Consider the following 16,972-nt stretch of genomic DNA (forward strand, 5'->3'; position numbering starts at 1 on the left):
TACTTCGTTCAGTTTGGGGTGGGTGTTTAACCGTTTCGCATTTATCGTGACGCTGGTTTCGTGCCTGCCTGTATTAGAAGTCCGGTGTGCGCCCCGCCGCGGAGTGCCCGCAGTCCCAGTGCGGAATGTTGGCACGCGACCAGGACCCAGCGTCTTGTCCGTCTTTTTTCGCCTGCGCGCCGGCCGCGGCGATCGCGGGCCAGAAGTCGCCGGGCGCCCACATCGCCTGCGGGTGCTGGGCGGCTGCGTGCGGATCACGGCGCGGCGTCGGGCGCAGCCTGCCGTGCCACCAGGTCGGCCTGGACGGCGGCGTCCGACGCGGGGTCGACCCAGAAGGGGAGGAGTCGGCGGAGCCGGCGCAGTCCTGGCCGGCGGGTTCGGCGAGCGGAGTGCGCGGCCGCCGCCGGTGTCGTCGGGGCAGCCGGTGGCACGAGGGCGGACCGGGAGGAGGTGCGGCGGCCGCGAGCGCGGGCGCGGGTGGTGCGGGCCACGGTGTGCCGGGACGGACGGGACGGGCATCCTGCCCCTGGTTCAGGGCGCGGGCAGCGTCCGAAGCAGTCGTTGCATGGGACCATCGGTCCCGATTGCCGTCGCACCGCACCGGTGGGAGCGGTGCGACGATCGACCAAAAGGGCGAGACAGGGCTGACTTTCCATATATGACGGCCGGTAAGGTCGGGGACGTGCCAAGCCGCTCAGTCTTGCCTTCGATCCGATCGCCCGCGCCGACGAACTCTGGAGGCAGCGCTGGGGGTCCCGTGCCGTCCGCGGCCGCGATCACCTCCGATCATGCGCGCGCACCAGATCCTGCTTTCGGCGGGTCGACGCGGTCGTCAAGCCGTACGGGCTGACCTTCGCGCGCTACGAGGCCCTGGGTCCTGCTCACCTTCTCCAAGGAGGGCGAGCTGCCGATGTCGAAGATCGGCGAGCGCCTCATGGTCCACCGACGTGCCTGTGACGAACACGGTGGACCGGCTGGTCAGGTCCGGCCTCGTCGACAAGCGCAACCCGAACGACGGCCGCGGCACGCTCGCCACCATCACCGACAAGGGCCGCGAGGCGTCGTCGAGGCCGCCACCCGCGACCTCATGGCGATGGACTTCTGGCCTCGTGTACGGCTTGCGGACGAGTGCGGCAGAGATCTCGCGACGCTGCGCCCGCTGCGGGTGGCGGCGAGCGACTACCGACGACGAGTGACGAGGGCCACCGGGCCCGCTTCAAGATCGAGCAAAACGGGCGGTTACGCTCGGCGATGAAAGAAGAGCGTGCTGACCCGCTACCGCGTCGCTGGCCTACGCACCCGATGTGCTCCTGCGTTCCTACCTGTGCCTCGGCATGATCGCCAAGTACGCGTTCAAGGTGGACAGCCGCTGACGTGACGCAGGTCGTCGCGACCGCGCACGGCTGGCTGTACGTCGTCTACCTGGTCTTCGCCTTCGACCTGGGCTCCATAGGCGAAAGTGGCCGGTCGGCCGGCAGCTGTGGGTGCTGATCGCGCACCATCCCGACCGGCCGCCTTCTTCGTGGAGCCGCAAGGTCTCCCGCGTGCTGGAGGCCAAGGTCGCCGACGACGCGCGCGAACCTCGCTCAAGCGCTCCGATCCGAACGCCGCGCGCGACGCCCTCGTCGACGCCGCCCACCGGGCTCGCCGAGTGGGTGCTTGCGCTCTGCCGCCGAGGCGCGCACGACCGCGACGCAGCGTCACCGCAGGCAAGGGCGATCGACGCCGTGAGAAGGCGTCCGGCGTACGCGGCGTGCAACGCGCCCGCCGCGTACGGGAGCTGGGACGCGCCGGCCGCGGTCGGCCGGGAGGTCGCCGAGATCCTCGCGGGTTGCGTGCTGGCTCCACGTTCTTCGTGCGGGCGCAAAGCACCACACTCGCGCGCGCCTTCTCCTCGCCGACGGCGCGCACGCGGTCATGCGCGAGCGCCGGCTGCGCCCACGCTCTCCGAAGGCACGGCCCTGGCCGGTGTCGCCGTCTCGCAGCGGCGTGCGTCGCGGAGCTGCCGGTGCAGCGCGACCGCTGCACGGCGGCGGATCCCGCGCTTCGACGGATAGCGCGCGCCCTGGTACACCGGCTGCCCTGAACGACGTGTTCCTGCTCGGCGGTGCCACGGATCTGGCGGCGAGGTCGCCCTCGCAGTCGCCGAAATCGCGCGCACAGCCAGGACTCACCCCCACGCGATGGCGCGCGGATGGCCGCGCTCACCGGCGCTCCTGCGGCACGAGGTCGGCCTGACCCTCGACGGGCTCACGGTCCCGGCCGACGCCAGGTCGTGATCCGGCAGCCGTACGAGGAGTGGGCGCGGGCCGACCGCCTCAGTTGAACACCAACACCAACCCGCCGTCCTCGGCGTCACCCGAGCCGCTCGACCTGCTCGACGCGTCGGGCGACGACGGGAGCGGAGGAGACCGCGGGCGTTCTGCGCGCACGCCTCGACGCCGTGCGCCGCGCCGCGTACGCCCCCGTCGACGAGGTGCCGGCGGGGGAGTGCCTGACGCGACCGGCCTCGCCGTGAAGACGCGCGCGTACGACCTCATGCGGGCGGCGGCCACGGCCGCGGTCGTGGCCGGCGGCGGCCGCGCGCTCGGCACTCTCCGCGCCCGCGCAGCGGCTCGCCCGCGAGGGCCTGTTCCTCCTGGTGCAGGGGCAGACTGGCGGACGTGCGCGGCGCGCATCTGGCGGCGCTGCGGGCCTGAGGACGGCCCCCAGGGGTGATCCTTCGCCTTGGGCCATCGACTTTTACTAGGACGTCCTAGTAAATTCGAGGGTATGGACGCTGACGCGATCGAGGAAGGCCGCCGACGCTGGCAGGCCCGTTACGACAAGGCCCGCAAGCGTGACGCGGACTTCACCACGCTCTCCGGAGATCCGGTCGACTCCCGCCTACGGGCCGCGGCCCGGGGACACGTACGAAGGCTTCGAGCGGATCGGCTGGCCCGGCGAGTACCCGTTCACCCGCGGTCTGTACCCGACCGGGTACCGGGGCCGGACCTGGACCATCCGCCAGTTCGCCCGCGGGTTCGGCAACGCCGAGCAGACGAACGAGCGCTACAAGATGATCCTGGCGAACGGCGGCGGCGGGCTCTCCGTCGCCTTCGACATGCCGACGCTGATGGGCCGCGACTCGGACGACCCGCGCGCGCTCGGCGAGGTCGGCCACTGCGGTGTCGCGATCGACTCGGCGGCCGACATGGGCGTCCTGTTCAAGGACATCCCGCTCGGCGACGTCACGACGTCGATGACGATCAGCGGTCCGGCGGTCCCCGTCTTCTGCATGTACCTCGTCGCGGCGGAGCGCCAGGGCGTCGACCCCGGCGTCCTGAACGGCACGCTCAGACCGACATCTTCAAGGGTACATCGCGCAGAAGGAGTGGCTCTTCCAGCCCGAGCCGCACCTCGTCGCCTCATCGGCGACCTGATGGAGCACTGCGCCGCCGCCATCCCCGCGTACAAGCCGCTCTCGGTCTCCGGTTACCACATCCGCGAGGCGGGCTCGACGGCCGCGCAGGAGCTGGCGTCACGCTGGCCGACGGATTCGGGTACGTGGGCTGGGAGGTTGAGCCGCGGGCTCGACGTGGACGTCTTCGCGCCCGGCCTCTCGCTACTTCTACGACGCGCACGTCGACTTCTTCGGAGGAGATCGCCAAGTTCCGCGCGGCCAGGCGCATCTGGGGCGCGCTGGATGCAGGACGTGTACGGGGCGACGAGCGAGAGGGCGCAGTGGCTGCGGTTCCACACGCAGACCGCGGGCGTCTCGCTGACCGCGCAGCAGCCGTACAGCAACGTCGTACGGACCGCGGTCGAGGGCCTCGCCGCCGTGCTCGGCGGCACCAGCTCCCTGCACACGAACGCCCTCGACGGGACCACTCGCCCTGCCGAGCGAGCAGGCGGCGAGTCGCGCTGCGCACGCAGCAGGTCCTCATGGAGGAGACCGGCGTCGCCAACGTCGCGGACCCGCTGGGCGGTTCCTGGTACGTGGAGCAGCTCACCGACCGCATCGAGGCGGACGCCGAAGATCTTCGACCAGATCAAAGGGAGCGCGGGCTGCGGGCGCGCGGACGGGCAAAGCACCCCATCGGGCCGATCACGTCCGGCATCCTGCGCGCGGCATCGAGGACGGCTGGTTCACCGGGGAGATCGCGGGAGTCGGCGTTCCAGCACCAGCAGTCCCTGGAGAAGGGCGACCAAAGCGGGTCGTCGGGGTCAACGTCCACCACGGGTCCGTCACCGGCGACCTGGAGATCCTGCGGGTCAGCCACGAGGTCGAGCGGGAGGCAGGTGCGGGTCCTGGAAGTGACCGGAAGGGGGCCGGGACGACGCGAAGGTGCGGGCGCGCTGGACGCGATGGTCGGTGCCGCGCGCGACGGGTCCAACATGATCGGGCCGATGCTGGATGCGGTGCGGGCGGAGGGCGACGCTCGGCGAGATCTGTGGTGTGCTGCGTGATGAATGGGGCGTGTACACGGAGCCGGCCGGCTTCAGCGCCCACCCGGCCCGGGCCACGCCCACGCGCCGCGACCGCACCTGTTTGTCCGCCGGGTGCGGCTGCGTGGGCTTCTCGCGCAGTTCCCCGCGCCCCTGAAAGCCGGCTTCGCGCCGTGGTCACCACTGTTTGTTCGCCGGGTGCGGGTCTCGTCGGTAGTTGCTCGCGCAGTTCCCGCGCGCCCCTGAGATGCGCACCTTCGGGTGGCATCTCCCGGCGAGGAAGGCTGCGCGCAGCGCATGCCTTCAGGGGCGCGGGGAACTGCGCGAGAAGCCGTCGGCCACGCAGTCGAGCAACGAACCCGTCGTGCCGAGTTCTTACTCGGACGCCGCCGACAGGCCGCCCAGGAGGAGGGGCCGTGAAGCGGCGGACCCAGTCCGCGTCCACCGGCTCCGCGCTGACCAGCGTCCGGTGCACCACGGCCCCGGCCGCCACGTCGAAGATGAGGGTCCGCCGTCTCCGCGGCCACACGGATCCGCCGGCACCGGCAGCTCACCGCGCCGCTCCGGCCCGCGCCCGCCCCTCCAGGACGAGACGTTTCTGCCGGTCCACGATCGACGTACGGATCCGCTCCCGCAGCGGCGCGTCCCGGGTCGACTCCGCGACGACCGCCATCAACGCCGTCTTCGTCTCAGGCCGGTCCAGGATCGCCGCGAACTGAAGCACCACGCCCTCGATGTCCGCGGCCAGCGACCCGCGGTCGGGCAGCTCAAGCTCGTCGAAGAGCACCGCCACCGCGTCCACGACCAACTCGTTTCTTGCCCGCCCAGCGGCGGTACAGAGGGTCGTCTTGGCGACCCCGGCGCGCGTCGCCACGTCCCCCAGCGTCAGCTTCGACCAGCCGAGGTCCACCAGGGCCGCACGCGTCGCCTCCAGGATCGCCTCGTCCCGCGGCGGCGGACTGAGGGGCGACCTGTACGGGAGGGCGTGTGGCTCTGCGTGGTCGACGACCATACCGGCCGGTAGGAAGAAAGGCCTCCGCGCGCGCCGCGTGGGGGCGAGATCACCGGGGCCGCGGCCCACGGGCCACCTCGACAGTTACCTACGACCCGTAGCGAAAGCTCGAACTCGTACGACCGCCCCGGTTCTGCACCCCGGGCCGGCCACGACGAGCGGCAACCACAGGTGCCGGGTGGGGACCCGGCGCCGAGCACCCGGCCGAGTCCGCTCCGTAGACCTCGCAATCCGGCGGGAGGTCACGGAGGCGGACCCGGCCCACAACCGTCCGCGGAAGGGGGAGACTGTACGCATGCAGCCACGGAACATGTCCATGAGCGGAGTCGTCGACCTCGCCGCGGTGAAGGCGGCAGGAGGCCAGGGCGAAGGCGGAGCAGGCGCGCGCCGAAGCGGCCCGGCAGGGCGGCGGTCCTTCCGCCGTGCCCCCGTCGAGCCTTGTCATCGACGTAGACGAAGCGGGTTTTGAACGCGACGTCCTGCAGCGCTCCACCGAGGTGCCCGTCGTCATCGACTTCTGGGCCGAGTGGTGCGAGCCCTGCAAGCAGCTGAGTCTGCTGCTGAGCGGGCTCGCCGTCGAGTACAGCGGCCGCTTCGTGCTCGCCAAGATCGATGTCGATGCCAATCAGATGCTGATGCAGCAGTTCGGGGTCCAGGGATCCTGGCCGTCTTCGCCGTCGTGGCCGGACAGGCGCTGCCGCTCTTCCAGGGCGCCGCGCCCGAGGCCCAGATCCGCGGCACGCCTGACCAGTTGATCCAGGTCGCCGAGGAGCGCTTCGGTCTCACCCGGGATCGCGGTCGACACCGATGCGGAGGGTCCGGCACCGGTCGTGGAGGCTCCGGCCGGCCCGTACGACGCGCTGCTCGAAGCCGCTGCAGGCCCTTGACGCGGGTGACCTCGCGGGCGCCGTCCAGGCGTGCAAGAACGTGCTGTCGGACGACCCCGGCAACACCGAGGCCAAGCTCGGCCTCGGCCAGGCCGAACTGCTCCAGCGCGTGCAGGGCCTCGACCCGCAGGCCGTGCGCAAGGACGCCGCCGAGAAGCCCGGTGACGTACAGGCGCAGATCGCGGCCGCCGATCTGGACCTGGTGGGCGGTCACGTCGCGGACGCCTTCGGCCGGCTCTGTCGACGCGGTGGCCCGCTCGGCCGGTGACGACCGGGAGGCGGCGCGCGTCCGTCTGCTCGAACTGTTCGAGGTCGGGGCGACGACCCGCGCGTGACCACGGCGCGTACGGCTCTGGCCCGGGTTCTCTTCTGAGCCGTCAGTGACCTGTTCTTAAACGCCACGGCTTGTGGTGCCGGGGTGAAAGTTCTGCCACTCAGGGTACACAGCGGCCGCGCTTTACCAAAACTTGGTAATCGCGGCCGCTGTTACTTGGGAGTAAGTCGGGGCCTTCTTCTGCCCTGTTCCGTGCCGGATTCAACCGGTTTCGTAATCTCCTTGACAGCACTAGCGTTGCCGCCCGATGCCGGGCGGTCGTGGTTCGGGTTATCCGTCCGTTACCCGTGAGTAACGAACCCCTGTGCGAGCGACGGAATGCACCACGATCGGGCACGCTCGGTCCACTCCCCACCGTCCGACAGCCATTCGGGACGTGGGGTCCTTGGGTCCCCACCGCAGGTCGACGGCGAACCAAGGGGAGCGTCGCCGGCCTAGGACAGGTCTCCAGCCGTCCGGCTAGCCCGTCCGGCAGGCTGCGCGTGATACCAGGTGCGACCAGTGGTTGTCGCTCGGGGGTGATCGCCGGTGATCAAGGTGCGGATGCGCCTCCGATGCGGGCGCCTCCTTCCCGAGGACGTAGCACTCCTCCCCATCCCTGCCCGGCCGAGCCGCCGCAAGGGGCAGTCAGGGCCGGAGATGTACGTCCGAGAAGGAGGAACAGTCATGAATTCCGTGACTCGTGGCGGAACCAGATGGAAGCGGTTCGCCGTAGTCATGGTGCCGAGCGTCGCGGCGACTGCCGCGATAGGCGTGGCCCTGTCCCAGGGTGCGCTCGCGGCATCGTTCAGCGTGTCGGGTCAGTCGTTCACAGGTGACGGCGGACTCGCCCGATGGCAAGGGCTTCGTCCAGTACGGGGCCATCGACTCCGGTAAGACGGGTACTCACCCCGTCGCCGTCGTCGGCATGAAGTCCGCGACGATCAACAACCTCTGCCAGTCCGTGGTTGTGCCTGTCCCGGTCTTCGGCGACGTGTCGATGAAGCTGTCGGCCGGTGCCGACAAGAGCAACCCCGTGGAGGCCAAGACCCTCTACATCGACGCCGATGACTCCGAAGGCCGATGCGACCTTTCGAGAACATCGACATCGGTGTGGCGGCGGGCGACGCGGCCAAGGGCCCTGGCATCGCCAAGGTGACAAGGCCGACCCGAACTCGTTCGCCCAGCAGGCCGACTCGGTGCACTTCTGAGAACGTCCAGCAGCGGGCGTGGGGCCACCACGGCCGGCACCTTCAAGCTCTCGGGCCCCAAGATGAGCGTCAAGAAGGGCAAGCACGAGTGCTACTAGGCCGTCGGGGTCCGCTCGCGGGCCCGGGTCTTGGCATTTGATGCGCTGAACGGCCGGGCGCGGGGGCGCAAGGGAGAAGACCCCGGGCCGTCCCTCGTGCCCGTATCCGGACAGCCACCGTCACCACAGAACAACGCCATTCCTGAGGAGTTGTACGACACTGAGCGCCGAAGCGCACGCAGGACTGGGCACGAAGCTTGGTCGCATGCGCCACTCGTTCCGAGGGTGGCGCGGTCAGCGCTCATTCTGGGGTGGTCTGCTGTCGATCCTCGGCGGCATTCCCATCATGTACTTCCCGTACGCGAACCTGACGCTGGGCAGCATGACGATCCGGATGGCCACCACGGCCGGTGCCGGTTCGCTCATCATCGGCGTCCTGCTCGTCGTGCTCGGCCTGACGATGTGGTTCCAGCCGCACTCCCGGGTGTTCGCGGGTGTGGCGGCGATTCTTCTCGCCCTGGTCTCCTGGTGGTCTCCAACTTCGGTGGCTTCGTCATCGGCTTCCTGCTCTCCCTGCTCGGCGGTGCCCTCGGCATCTCCTGGGCGCCGGGCAGGCCGCAGGCCGCGACAGCCGCTCCCGGCGGTGACGGGACCGGGTCGGACGACGCCGCTCCGGTGCGCCGCCGATCGAGGGCGCCACTTACCAGGTCGCGGGCGCAAACGACGACGTGTCAGGGACGAGCCCGGACAACGGGACGAACGGGAGGCACCGTGCCGGCTGACGAGGTGCACCACGAGGACTCCGTGATGGAGTCCCGATGCGAGAACCGGGCCGCGGCATGCAGCACCGAGGAGCATCTGTTCACCAGGCTGCACATGCCCGCGGGCAAGGCGATAGCCATCGCGGCCATGCCCACGGCCGTACTGATGGGGCTCGGCCTGACGCCCACGCTGGCGTCGGCCAAGGACAATCCGACGAAGTTCTCGGCGGACGACTACAAGGCGTGCGCCGACGCGATCGGAGGCGGAGAAGGACGGCAAGACCGCCCCGGACGAGAAGGAGACGGCCACGCCGACTCCTTCGCCGTCGGCTTCGGCGAGCAAGGACAGCGGCAAGGACACCGGTACGGGCTCCGGCTCGGACTCCGGCGCGGACGACAAGGGAGACGGCCACCCCGACTCCCCGCCCCGTCCGCGCACCGGCGGGACCGGCTCCGGCTCGGACGACGGCAAGGACGCGGCCACGCCGACGCCCTCGCCGTCCAAGACCACCAACCCGCTCGACCCGCTGGGCGTCGGTGACGCCCTCAGACCTGCTCACGCCGGACGAGAAGGAGACGGCCACGCCGACTCCGTCCCCGTCCGCATCCGGGTCCACCGCGTCGAAGGACGTGGGCGACGCGGTGAAGGACACGGTCGACACGGTCGAGGGCACGGTCAGGACACGACCGACAAGCGCTCGGGACGCCAGTCAAGGACACCGCGGACGGCTCTGGACAAGGCGACCGGAGGAGGCCGCGAAGGCCGCCGAGGAAGCCAAGGATCGCGGCCACGCCGTCGCCGCCGAGCCAGCGAGCGGCATACCGACGACCGCCTGCGGCCACGGACGCGGCCGGCGCCGACGAGGACACTCCGGCCCAGCTGCCGGACACCACCTGGCGCTGGAGGCCAGCTCGCTCCTGCTCAAGGGCGCGACTACAAGGGCCCTCGTCGACGTCCGGATGGCCGACGGCAGCAATCCAAGCGCGTCATGAAGTACATCATCTCGACGGGACCGACATCGGGGATCTGCACCCAGATCGCCGCGCCCGAACGGCAAGTACTCCATCCGCGCGGACAAGGGCTCCACGTCCACGATCCGCAACGGGAAGACGACGATGTACACGGAGGAGCTTTCGTGGCAATCTGCTCGGGCTCGTCCCGATGACGTTCAACGCGAAGAACCCGCCGCCGATCAACCTGCCGATCCCGTACTTCACCAACGTGAAGGTCACGCAGGCCGCGCAGTTCGGTGGCACCTCCTGCACGTGCCGGGTCTGCACACCACGGTCGAGGACAGCTGACCGCACCGCACACAGACGGCCGAGGGCGCCCCCTGTCTCGTACAGGGGGCGCCCTCGGCGTTCGTGCGGGGGAGGCGGGTCAGTCGCGCTCGCCGCCGCCCGGGTGGTGCACCCGACCATGTCTGTGGTGCCGGGGACGCCGGGGGCGAACCGGCCGTGATGACCACGGTGTCGCCGTCGTTGAAGCGGTTCAGCTTCACCCAGCTCGGCGTCGACCAGCTCGACCATCTCGTCGGTGGAGTCCACGTGCGGCACGACGTACGTCTCCACGCCCCAGGTCAGCGACAGCTGGTTGCGGGTCGACTCGTCCGTGGTGAACGCCAGGATCGGCTGGCAGGCGCGGTAGCGGGAGAGCCGCCGGGCCGTGTCGCCGGACTGCGTGAAGGCGATCAGCGCCTTGCCGTCCAGGAAGTCCGCGATCTCGCGCGGCGCGGGCCACCGAACCACCCTGCGTACGCGGCTTGCCGGGCACGAGCGGCTGCAGGCCCTTGCTGAGCAGCTCCTCCTCGGCCGCCTTGACGATCTTCGACATCGTCTTGACGGTCTCGATCGGGTAGGCGCCCACGGACGACTCGGCGGACAGCATGACCGCGTCGGCGCCGTCCAGGATCGCGTTGGCCACGTCGGACGCCTCGGCGCGCGTGGGGCGAGTTGGTGATCATCGACTCCATCATCTGGGCCGCGACGATCACCGGCTTGGCGTTGCGGCGGCACATCTCCACGAGGCGCTTCTGCACCATCGGGACCTTCGAGCGGGTACTCGACGGCGAGGTCGCCACGGGCCACCATCACCGCGTCGAACGCCGCGACGACGCCCCTCCATGTTGGCGACGGCCTGCGGCTTCTCCACCTTGGCGATGACGGGGACCCGGCGGCCCTCCTCGTCCATCACCTTGTGGACGTCCTTCACGTCGTTGGCGTCGCGCACGAAGGGACAGGGCGACCATGTCGCAGCCCATCTTCAGGGCGAAGCGCAGGTCCTCGATGTCCTTCTCGGACAGGGCCGGCACGTTGACGGCCGCGCCCGGCAGGTTGATGCCCTTGTGGTCGGAGATGACCCCGCCCTCGATGACGATCGTCCTGACCCGGGGGCCGTCGATGTCGGTCACCTTGAGCTCGACGTTGCCGTCGTTGATCAGGACCGGGTCGCCCTTGGAGACGTCACCGGGAAGCCCCTTTGTACGTCGTGCCACAGATCGACTTGTCACCGGGGACGTCCTCGGTGGTGATGGTGAACTCGTCACCGCGCACCAGCTCGACGGGGCCCTCGGCGAAGGTCTCCAGGCGGATCTTCGGCCCCTGGAGGTCGGCGAGCACGCCCACCGCGCGGCCCGTCTTTCGGCGGCCGCGCGGACGCGGTCGTAGCGGCCCTGGTGCTCGGCGTGGGTGCCGTGGCTGAGCTGAAGCGGGCCACGTTCATACCGGCTTCGATCAGCGAGACGAGCTGCTCTTCGGAGTCGACGGCGGGGCCCAGCGTGCAGACGATTTTGGAACGGCGCATGGGGGCGATCCTATCGGTTTGTTTCGCTACGGAATATTCCGTCTGGTGGAATCTACAAATGGGCGGGCGTGCGCTCAGGCGTTGCGGTCCTCCGGGGAGCCACCAGCGCGTAGGTCTGCTGCGCGATCTCCAGCTCCTCGTCGGTCGGCACCACGGCGACAGCCACCCGGGCGTACTCGGGCGAGATGATCCGGGCCTCGTCGGAACGTACGGAATTGAGCTCGCCGTCGACCGTGAGACCCAGTTCCTCCAGGCCCGCGACCGCAGCTTCCCGCACCGGCGCGGCGTTCTCGCCGACCCCGGCCGTGAACGCGAGCGCGTCCACCCGGCCGAGCACCGCGTAGTAGGCGCCGATGTACTTCTTCAGGCGGTGGACGTAGATGTCGAAGGCGAGCTGCGCCTCCTGGTCGCCCTCGTCGATCCGCCGCCGGATCTCGCGCATGTCGTTGTCACCGCAGAGCCCGATCAGACCCGACTTCTTGTTGAGCAGGACGTCGATCTCGTCCGCCGACATGTTGCCCACCCGCATCAGATGGAAGATGACGGCCGGGTCGACGTCTCCTGAACGCGTACCCCATCACCAGACCCTCAAGCGGGGTCAGGCCCATCGAAGTGTCCACGCACACCCTGCCGCGCACCGCCGACGCGGAGGCGCCGTTGCCCAGGTGCAGCACGATGACGTTGACCTCCTCCGGCGCCCTGCCGAGGAGCTCGGCTGTCTTGCGGCGACACGTACGCGTGCGACGTGCCGTGGAAGCCGTAGCGCTGGACGCGGTGCTCGTCCGCCGTCTTCACGTCGATCGCGTACCGCGACGCCGACTCCGGCATCGTCGTGTGGAACGCGGTGTCGAAGACGGCGACCTGCGGCAGGTCGGGGCGCAGCGTCATCGCCGTGTGGATGCCCGTCAGGTTCGCCGGGCTGTGCAGCGGCGCCACCGGGATCAGCCGCTCGACCTCCTTGAGCACCGCGTCGTCGATGACGGTCGGCTGCGTGAAGAACTTGCCGCCGTGCACCACCCGGTGGCCGATCGCGGCCAGCTCGGGGGAGTCCAGGCCGAGCCCGTCCTGCGCCAGCTCGGCGGCGACCGCCTTGAGTGCCTCCTCGTGGTCGGCGATCGGCCGGTTCTGCTCGCGCGCCTCGCCGCCGCCACCGAGCAGCGGGGTGTGCTTGAGCCGGGAGGTCTCTCACCGATGCGCTCGACGAGGCCCGCGGCGAGCCGGGAGCTGTCGCGCATGTCGAGGAGTTGGTACTTCACCGACGACGAGCCGGAGTTGAGGACGAGGGACGCGGGACGCTGCCACGGGTGTCGCGCCCTTTCGGAGGGGGTCTGGGCCTGGATCGCGGTGATGACCACGGTGTCTCACGATGTCCTGCACGAGGGCGCCGCGCGACAGGTCGTTGACCGGCTTGCGCAGGCCCTGCAGGACCGGGCCGACGGCGATCGCGCCGGCCGAGCGCTGCACGGCCTTGTACGTGTTGTTGCCCGTGTTGAGGTCGGGGAAGATCAGCACGCTGGCCTGGCCCGCGACCTCGGAGCCGGGCAGCTTGGTGGCCGCGACCGACGGCTCGACCGCGGCGTCGTACTGGATCGGGCCCTCGATCTTCAGGTCCGGGCGGCGCTCCCGGACCAGCTCGGTGGCCTCGCGGACCTTGTCGACGTCGGCGCCGGAGCCCGAGGTGCCGGTCGAGTACGACAGCATCGCGATCCGCGGCTCCACGCCGAACTGGTCGGCGGTGGCCGCGGACTGGGTGGCGATGTCGGCGAGCTGCTGGGGCGTTCGGGTCCGGGTTCACCGCGCAGTCGCCGTAGACGAGGACCTTGTCGGCCAGGCACATGAAGAACACCGACGAGACGATCGCGGCGTCCGGCTTTGGTCTTGATGATCTCGAAGGCGGGCCGGATGGTGGCGGCTGTCGAGTGCACCGAGCCCGACACCATGCCGTCGGCCAGGCCCTCCTGGACCATCAGCGTGCCGAAGTAGTTCACGTCGGCGACCACGTCGTACGCGAGCTCCACGGTGACGCCCTTGTGGGCGCGCAGCTCCGCGTACTTGGCGGCGAAGCGGTCCCGCAGTTCCCGAGCTCTGCGGGTCGATGAGCTCCGAGTCGGCGAGGTCGACGCCGAGGTCCGCGGCCTTCTTGCGGATCTGCTCCACCGGCCCGAGCAGCGTCAGGTCGCAGCCCCCGCGGCGCAGCAGCACGTCGGCGGCGCGCAGCACGCGCTCCCTCGGTGCCCTCGGGCAGGACCACGCGGCGCTTGTCCGAGCGGGCCTGCTCCAGCAGCTTGTGCTCGAACATCATCGGGGGTGACGCGGTCGGACGACGGGGCCTGGATCGTCCGCAGGAGGCTCCGCCGTGTCGACGTACCGCTCGAAGAGCTCCCAGGGCGGTCTCCGCCTTGCGGGCGTCGCCGCGTTCAACTTGCCTTCCATGGCGAACAGTTCGGCCGCCGTGGGGAAGGAGCCCCCGGTCACCGCGATCACCGGGGTGCCGGCGCGAGCCGGTCGGCCAGCTTGAGGATCGCCTCGCCGGGCCGCTCGTTCTAGGGTCAGGATGACGCCCGCGATCGGCGGGGTGCCCGCACTGTGCGCGGGCCATCGCGCCCACCACGAGGTCCGCGCGGTCCCCGGGGGTGACGAGGACGCAGCCCGGCGTCAGGGCGTTGAGGAGATTGGGCAGCATGGCGCCGCCGAAGACGAAGTCGAGCGCGTCGCAGGCCAGCCCCGAGTCGTCGCCGAGCAGCACCGTGCCGCCCAGCGCGTGGGCGATCTGGGCGACGGTCGGCGCGGACAGCGCCGCCTCTGTCGGGCAGCACGTAACGGGGCACCGGCAGCCGGTTGGTCAACCGCTCGTGTATCTCGTCCCGGTCCTCCGGCACCACCCGGTTGACGACCATCGCGAGGACGTCGCGGCCCAGACCGTCATAGGCAGGGTAGGCGTTGCGGACCTCGGCGCGCACGGACTCGGCGGTCTGCTTCTTGCCGCCGACCACGGGCACCACGGACGCGCGCGAACTCGTCTGCGAGGCGCGCGTTCAGCGCCAGCTCGTCCGGCAGCTGGGTGTCCGCGAAGTCCGTGCCGAGCACCAGCACCACGTCGTAGTCCCTGGCCACCTCGTGGAACCGGTCGACCAGTTGCGAGACCAGCTCGTCCGTGCCCTGCTCGGCCTGGATCGCGGACGCCTCGTGGTAGTCGAGGCCGTACACCGTCGCCGGGTCCCGCGACAGGCGGTAGCGCGCCCGCAGCAGATCGAAGAGCCGGTCGGGACCGTCGTGGACGAGCGGGCGGAAGACACCCACCCGGTCGACCTGACGGGTCAGGGAGTTCCATGACTCCCAGCTCGACGACCTGGCGACCGTCGCCCCGGTCGATCCCGGTCACGTACACGCTGCGCGTCACGCGTGCTCCTCCTGCGTAGAGTCCCCCCGCGCAGAGCCGCAGTCCCTGCTCAGGGCCGAAAAAATGGCCGTAACGAAAGCTGTGCCCTCTTGACAATACCTCTGGGCATGGCTAGGTCGCCCGCCGGACAAAAGGCCTGTACAGCAGGGCCCCTAGTGCCCGATCCGCAAGGGACGAAGCGCCTCTGATGGCTCTTCGCCCGAACGCGATGCCCCTCGCGTCGTGGAAGAATCGCAGTGGCTCAGACGAATCAGAAGCGAGCAGGGAGACACAGCACGATGCGTATCGGAGTTCTCACCGCAGGCGGCGACCGTCCTGGCCTCAACGCAGTGATCCGGTCGGTCGTGCACCGAGCCGTCACGCACTACGGCGACGAGAGGTGCTCGGCTTCGAGGACGGCTACGCGGGGCTGCTCGACGGACGCTACCGACCGCTCGATCTGGAACGCGGTCAGCGGCATCCTCGCCCGCGGCGGCACCATCTCGGATCAGTCCCTGCCTGGAGCGCGACAAGTTCCGCGCGGCCTGCGAGAACGCGAAGCAGCTCGCCGAGGAGATCGGCTTCGACGTCCTCATCCCGATCGGCGGCGAAGGCACGCTGACCGCGGCCCGCATGCTGTCCGACGCGGGCCTGCCCGTCGTCGGCGTCCCGAAGACGATCGACAACGACATCTCCGCGACCGACCGCACCTTCGGCTTCGACACCGCCGTCGGCGTCGCCACGGGAGGCCATGGACCGCCTCAAGACGACCGCCGAGTCCCACCAGCGGGTGATGGTCGTCGAGGTCATGGGACGGCACGCCGGCTGGATCGCCCTGGAGTCCGGCATGGCCGGCGGTGCCCACGGCATCTGCCTGCCGAGCGCCCCTTCGACCCGGCCGACCTGGTCAAGATGGTCGAGAGCGGTTCCTGCGCGGCAAGAAGTTCGCCGTCATCTGCGTCGCCGAGGGCGCGCACCCGCAGGACGGCACCATGGACTACGGCAAGGGCGCCATCGACCAGTTCGGCCACGAGCGGTTCCAGGGCATCGGCACCGCCCTCGCCTACGAGCTGGAGAGCCGCCTCGGCAAGGAGGCCAGGCCCGTCATCCTCGGCCACGTGCAGCGCGGCGGCACCCCCACCGCGTACGACCGCGTCCTCGCCACCCGCTTCGGCTGGCACGCCGTGGAGGCCGCGCACCGCGGCGAGTACGGCAGGATGACGGCGCTGCGCGGCACGGACATCTCGATGGTGCCGCTCGCCGAGGCGGTCACCGAGCTGAAGACCGTCCCCCAAGGACCGGATGGACGAGGCCGAGTCGGTCTTCTAGCCGGTCTTCCGGCCGGCCTGCCGGGCCGCCGCGGCCCGACTCCCGTACGGCGCCTACGGATTGCGGATCCTGGACCAGAACTCGTCCAGGATCCGCTCCAGGAACGCGCGCCCCGCGTCCCCGAGCCCGGCGACGAACCGCCGCCCCAGCTCAGCGTCGCGGCCATCAGCGCCTGGTACTCAGGTGCATCTCGTGGAGGACGTCGTCCGCCTCCTGCCGCTGCACCGGCACGAGCCGGGTCAGCGGCCGCACGTACCCCTGCCAGCGCGTCGTCGCCGCGCTGCGCAGCAGCTCCGCCAGCGCCCGTCCCGCCCGGTGACCGTCGCGAACGCGCGCGGCGTCAGCCGCAGGATCTCGGCGAGCGCACTCGACTGGCGGTCGTTGCCCCGCCACTCGCCCGTCTCCTCCATGCGCAGGTACGAGTGGATCTCCATGCCCACGGCCCGCGCCACGTCCTCCGGGGCGATCCCGTGCGCCAGCCGGTGCTCGCGCAACGTCCTGGCCGCACCGATGAGTTCACCCGGCGAGCACCACAGCGCCCCGGCGAGCGCGGTGAGTTCGGCCGCCGTCGGGGCGGCCTCACCGCGCTCCCAGGCGACGATGATCTCCGGCGTGATGTGCGCGAAGCCCGTAGGAGGCGCGCATGCCGTAGGCGACGTGCTCCCGGCGCCATCCCGAGCGCCTCACGGAGGCGGCGGGCGGCGGGAGCGTTGAACGGCGGGGTGGGCTGGTTCGCCGCGGCGGTGTGCTGCACGGGCACAAAGTAGGGGCGAACGGGCCGCTTGGCTACGGTGCGTTCGTCTTGCGTCAC

At 70.4% G+C, this 16,972-nt stretch carries 5 protein-coding genes and 14 pseudogenes; 11 read left to right on the forward strand and 8 right to left on the reverse strand.

The window, feature by feature from the left end; all coding sequences use genetic code 11:
• The first annotated feature begins 714 nt into the window (after nt 1–714).
• The 4 genes and pseudogenes from RBJ77_RS35850 to RBJ77_RS35865 all read left to right on the forward strand — a co-directional run bounded on the left by RBJ77_RS35850 (nt 715) and on the right by RBJ77_RS35865 (nt 4,449).
• Nucleotides 715–1,255, forward strand: a pseudogene (locus RBJ77_RS35850) (MarR family winged helix-turn-helix transcriptional regulator).
• A gap of 9 nt (nt 1,256–1,264) precedes the next feature.
• Nucleotides 1,265–1,574, forward strand: a pseudogene (locus tag RBJ77_RS35855) (DUF3817 domain-containing protein); the annotation flags it as partial.
• A 1,265-nt stretch (nt 1,575–2,839) separates the two neighbouring features.
• Nucleotides 2,840–3,814, forward strand: a pseudogene (locus RBJ77_RS35860) (methylmalonyl-CoA mutase family protein); the annotation flags it as partial.
• A 110-nt stretch (nt 3,815–3,924) separates the two neighbouring features.
• Nucleotides 3,925–4,449 (forward strand): methylmalonyl-CoA mutase family protein, encoded by a 525-nt coding sequence (locus RBJ77_RS35865; RefSeq protein ID WP_372348807.1) that lies wholly within the window; start codon nt 3,925–3,927, stop codon nt 4,447–4,449.
• Nucleotides 4,450–4,803: 354 nt separating this feature from the next.
• On the opposite strand, the pseudogene RBJ77_RS35870 reads toward RBJ77_RS35865, so the two are convergent.
• A pseudogene (locus tag RBJ77_RS35870) lies at nt 4,804–5,490 on the reverse strand (TetR/AcrR family transcriptional regulator).
• Between the two features lie 245 nt (nt 5,491–5,735).
• Here RBJ77_RS35870 and RBJ77_RS35875 point away from each other — a divergent pair.
• The 5 genes and pseudogenes from RBJ77_RS35875 (at nt 5,736) to RBJ77_RS35895 (ending at nt 9,643) form a co-directional block, all read left to right on the forward strand.
• A pseudogene (locus tag RBJ77_RS35875) lies at nt 5,736–6,700 on the forward strand (co-chaperone YbbN).
• Nucleotides 6,701–7,327: 627 nt separating this feature from the next.
• Nucleotides 7,328–7,949 (forward strand): annotated as a pseudogene (locus tag RBJ77_RS35880) (DUF6230 family protein).
• Between the two features lie 160 nt (nt 7,950–8,109).
• Nucleotides 8,110–8,671: pseudogene (locus RBJ77_RS35885) on the forward strand (DUF6114 domain-containing protein).
• On the forward strand, nt 8,661–9,191 hold the full coding sequence (locus RBJ77_RS35890) for a hypothetical protein (RefSeq protein WP_372348803.1): 531 nt from the start codon (nt 8,661–8,663) through the stop codon (nt 9,189–9,191). The pseudogene RBJ77_RS35885 and the gene RBJ77_RS35890 overlap by 11 nt, the downstream one beginning before the upstream one ends.
• Complete coding sequence (locus RBJ77_RS35895) at nt 9,188–9,643, forward strand: hypothetical protein (RefSeq protein ID WP_372348804.1); 456 nt, start codon at nt 9,188–9,190, stop codon at nt 9,641–9,643. Before RBJ77_RS35890 ends, RBJ77_RS35895 begins: the two co-directional genes overlap by 4 nt.
• A 6-nt stretch (nt 9,644–9,649) precedes the next feature.
• On the opposite strand, the gene RBJ77_RS35900 is transcribed toward RBJ77_RS35895, so the two are convergent.
• The 6 genes and pseudogenes from RBJ77_RS35900 to pta all read right to left on the reverse strand — a co-directional run.
• Nucleotides 9,650–10,399, reverse strand: coding sequence for a pyruvate kinase alpha/beta domain-containing protein (locus tag RBJ77_RS35900; RefSeq protein WP_372348805.1), 750 nt, complete (start codon nt 10,397–10,399; stop codon nt 9,650–9,652).
• 151 nt (nt 10,400–10,550) lie between these two features.
• A pseudogene (locus tag RBJ77_RS35905) lies at nt 10,551–10,692 on the reverse strand (pyruvate kinase); the annotation flags it as partial.
• The gene (locus RBJ77_RS35910) at nt 10,641–10,841 is read right to left on the reverse strand and encodes a hypothetical protein (RefSeq protein ID WP_372348806.1); all 201 of its coding nucleotides are present in this window, start codon (nt 10,839–10,841) and stop codon (nt 10,641–10,643) included. The pseudogene RBJ77_RS35905 and the gene RBJ77_RS35910, both read right to left, overlap by 52 nt.
• A 100-nt stretch (nt 10,842–10,941) precedes the next feature.
• Nucleotides 10,942–11,453 (reverse strand): annotated as a pseudogene (locus tag RBJ77_RS35915) (pyruvate kinase); the annotation flags it as partial.
• Between the two features lie 52 nt (nt 11,454–11,505).
• A pseudogene (locus tag RBJ77_RS35920) lies at nt 11,506–12,709 on the reverse strand (acetate kinase).
• 54 nt (nt 12,710–12,763) lie between these two features.
• Nucleotides 12,764–14,853, reverse strand: a pseudogene (gene pta / locus RBJ77_RS35925) (phosphate acetyltransferase); the annotation flags it as partial.
• 278 nt (nt 14,854–15,131) lie between these two features.
• Between pta and RBJ77_RS35930 the strand changes: the two are divergent.
• Nucleotides 15,132–15,275, forward strand: a pseudogene (locus tag RBJ77_RS35930) (hypothetical protein); the annotation flags it as partial.
• Nucleotides 15,276–15,405: 130 nt separating this feature from the next.
• Nucleotides 15,406–16,161 (forward strand): annotated as a pseudogene (locus RBJ77_RS35935) (ATP-dependent 6-phosphofructokinase); the annotation flags it as partial.
• 53 nt (nt 16,162–16,214) lie between these two features.
• Here the strand turns inward: RBJ77_RS35935 and RBJ77_RS35940 are convergent.
• Nucleotides 16,215–16,834, reverse strand: a pseudogene (locus tag RBJ77_RS35940) (XRE family transcriptional regulator).
• Nucleotides 16,835–16,972 lie beyond the last annotated feature (138 nt).

The sequence above is a fragment of the Streptomyces sp. KL116D genome (genome assembly GCF_030766975.1).
Taxonomy (GTDB): Bacteria; Actinomycetota; Actinomycetes; order Streptomycetales; family Streptomycetaceae; genus Streptomyces; species Streptomyces longispororuber_A.